This window comes from Psychrosphaera sp. (assembly GCF_982872775.1).
The window spans coordinates 31131-34358 of record NZ_CEYNSH010000033.1 but is presented as its reverse complement, the minus strand read 5'-3'; the positions used below and the strand labels follow the sequence as shown (position 1 = coordinate 34358).

The window sequence follows — 3228 nt, the reverse complement described above, 5'->3', positions numbered from 1 at the left end:
AAAAACGAATCTAAGACCTAAGATCCTAAACTCTAGATCCCAGACTTTAAACCCTAAACTGTCCCATCACATTGGCGAGTCGCTGTGAGTCGTCTCGCATTTCGTTGATGGAGTCGGTGGCGCCTTGAGTTTCATTTACGGACTCGTCCGCAAGTGACTTCAGGTGGCCAACGTTTTTCGAGACCGAGTGGGCGGTTTCGGTTTGTTCGTTACTGGCTTGCGAAATGGACTCAGTCTGTTGCTGAATTTCACGTATTGCAACCGTGATTTCTTTTAGGGTGTCATCGATGCGCTGAGTTTGGCTGATGCTTCGCTCGGCGTAATCACGGCTTTCTTCCATCACTTCTTCGGCTTTGGTGGCACTGCTACGCAATCCTTCAATGATGTCTTGAATATTCGCCGTCGACTCTTGAGTACGACTAGCTAAGGTTCTGACTTCATCGGCAACAACCGCAAAGCCTTTACCTTGCTCCCCGGCACGTGCCGCTTCTATGGCAGCATTAAGCGCGAGTAAGTTGGTTTGTTCGGCAATAGTTTTAATAACATTCAGTACCTCACCAACGCCTTCTGAGTCTTGACGAAGCACCCTGACGACGTCGGCAGCGCTTAATACGTTTTTAGACAGTGCGGTGATATCCGTAATGGCGCTGTGTACCACTTTTGCGCCATCCACGACTTTGTTTTCAGCAAGCGCCGCATGAGTCATAGCGTGTGTAGTGTTTTGCGCCATTTGCTCACTAGTATAAGCCAACTCTTCGGATGCACTTGCTACTTGAACGATTTCGGATTTTTCTTTATCAACTAATTTAATGATTTGACTAGAAGTATGGTCCACTCGCTCAGAGCTTTGACGAACGTTTTCGGTCAATTCAACCGACTGTTTGACGAGTGATTGAATCTTACTGATAAAACGGTTGAACTCGGCGGCCAAGGCACCAATTTCATCATTGCGGTCTTCTTCGATACGCTTAGTTAAGTCACCTTCACCCTGAGAAATATCACGCATGGTGTCAACGAGCTTTTTGATTGGCTTTAATACAGGCACTGTTGTCATGTAGACCAAACCACAAATTAACATCATCACGACCAAAATCATCACAATGTTGGCCCAAATGGCTTCTTCGACTGGCTGTTCGATCACTGAATCTGGAACGGCAAAGCCCAAGCGCCATTTCATTTTAGGGTAATCGCTTTCGACTGATTTGAACATAACGGTGTGTGGTTCACCTTGCCATGTAACCGAAGATTTACCTTCACGTCTCGATTTAACTAATTTGGCTAAGTCACTAAACCCATCTGCATCAGAAAATTGTTTATCCACGGTTTGAATGAGTGAGCCAGGAGCAAAGTTTTTATTAAAGCGTGGGAAGTAAACTAGCTTGCCTTCGGCCGTCACCAAAAACGCAAAGCCTTCATTTTCGTATTTGATTTTGCTCAGTAGCTCTTTACCGATAGTCGTGACTAATATATCCATACCAGCGACACCAATCAGTTTGCGATCATCACCATAAATAGGGGTTTTGACGGTCGCTGAGATGGAGCCGTCGTTGGCGTCTACCGCAGGGTCTGAAACGTACAAGCCGCCTTTTTGTTGCGCTTCTGACCACCAAGGACGGTTTTTGGTGTAGTAAGTATCACTTTCATATCGGCCTTCTAAATCAAAATACTCAAAGGTATTACCCGAGCCAAAAAAGACGCTTTTAATGGCTTTGTCTTGATCTGAGAAATATTTAAAGTAGCGCACCACTTCACGGTATTCTTGATCTCGACTTAAGTCACTGCCACGCTCGGTGTAGTTACTAAACCAATCCAGTACTTGTGGACTGGCAAAAATACTGTGAATGACTTGGCCTTTGGCCTCAAAAAAACCACGAATTTCAGTGGCATTAATATTAACGATGTCAGTGATACCTGACTCAACGCGTTTTGTTGTCGCTTCTTTGACACCTGACACCTGCCAAATACCAGCGATGATAGATAATACAAAGAGGGGAAGAACGGTCCAGAATACAATTCTTCTGGTGATGGATTGGTTTATAAAGTCCATATACTACAACCTAACTATCTGATTTTATTTTTATTAGCGCACTGCAATTTGATACTACAAACATCTTTGCAATAACCACTGTACATCAAGTGGTATGAATAAAAAAAGCTCTGTTTGTAATAAATTGGTAATTAAAGGGCGAACTAGTGGAAAATCGTGTTAAAGCTGTAAAATTTGATTACTAGCAAAAAAAAGCCGCTAAAAGCGGCTAAATCATAGGGGAAGTGATTATTTATAACCAAGAGTCAAAGAGCTGTTTTAGCTCGGTTTGTGAGGCAGAACGAGGCACTATTGAGCTGTAATAGCTATCACCGCCAAAAAAGCGATCTTTCTCGACCAAGAGGCCAACTTGTTCACCTATTTGGACAAAGCTAATTTCGACTTCACTCTTAGAAAACAGGCCACTGGCGCGGCGAAGTTCAAACTCTTGATAACAAGGCACTGACGAGCTAAAACCATTGCCATTTAATCGACCCTTTTCGACATCTACCTTAAACAACTCATAACCAAGTTGGTTAAGCGCAGAAAGCGCATTGATCATGATTGGTGTAGGCTTGATGGCCAGGTAGTCTTTATCTGAGCTGTCCAGGCCCATGTCGATATCCAAACCTGTTTTTAGCCAAACGTGAGATTTACTACCGGCAATATCAGTCACTGGTGTTTCATCATGAAGACGAATAGTGAGCTCTTGTTCGATAACTTGACCAGGTGCCAAGATGCCATCTCTTAAGCCTAAGTCTTGCGGCGAAATAGCCCAGCTTGATAATACGACTGTTTCATTGACAGTCACTTCGCTATCACCAACTTCTTTTTCAGACTTGGCCGATGTGCACAAGGCAAGTGTTAGGCCGTTGATGTCCTGTTCGACAGAGTCACTTGCTTTAATGACGATGTTAAGTTCGCAATCTGCACCTGGAGTAAGTTGCTCTGTTAGTACATAGGTGTCGACTTTTGCAGAACCAATCCCAACTGTTGCCAATAATTTTTTAAACATACGTGTATCCTTTACGGTTTTGATAATTCAGTTATAAAGGTGAAAAATAAAGAATCAAGGCACGAGTCGTAAAATGTTACATTTTTGCCCAGATATACAAATGTTTTGAGCTTGAGGGACTAAGGTTATTCAGCATTCGCCGGCTGACGCGATGGTACTTGACTAGGTGGCATTTGACTTGGTGATA

General features: G+C 43.4%; 2 protein-coding genes. Both read right to left on the bottom strand.

The genetic code is table 11. The annotated features are described in order from the left end of the window. Nucleotides 1–46: 46 nt before the first annotated feature. A complete protein-coding gene (locus AC4E96_RS10360; protein WP_490255765.1) occupies nt 47–2047 on the bottom strand; it encodes a methyl-accepting chemotaxis protein in 2001 nt (666 codons plus the stop codon). A 232-nt stretch (nt 2048–2279) separates the two neighbouring features. Beyond that, nucleotides 2280–3041: a sporulation protein gene (locus AC4E96_RS10355; RefSeq protein WP_488033675.1), complete on the bottom strand. Its 762-nt coding sequence runs from the start codon at nt 3039–3041 to the stop codon at nt 2280–2282. Between the last annotated feature and the right edge of the window lie 187 nt (nt 3042–3228).

Coding starts and splice junctions, on each gene's coding strand:
- AC4E96_RS10360 (WP_490255765.1), bottom strand. CDS start 2,047: ATGGACTTTATAAACCAATCCATCACCAGAAGAATTGTATTCTGGACC.
- AC4E96_RS10355 (WP_488033675.1), bottom strand. CDS start 3,041: ATGTTTAAAAAATTATTGGCAACAGTTGGGATTGGTTCTGCAAAAGTC.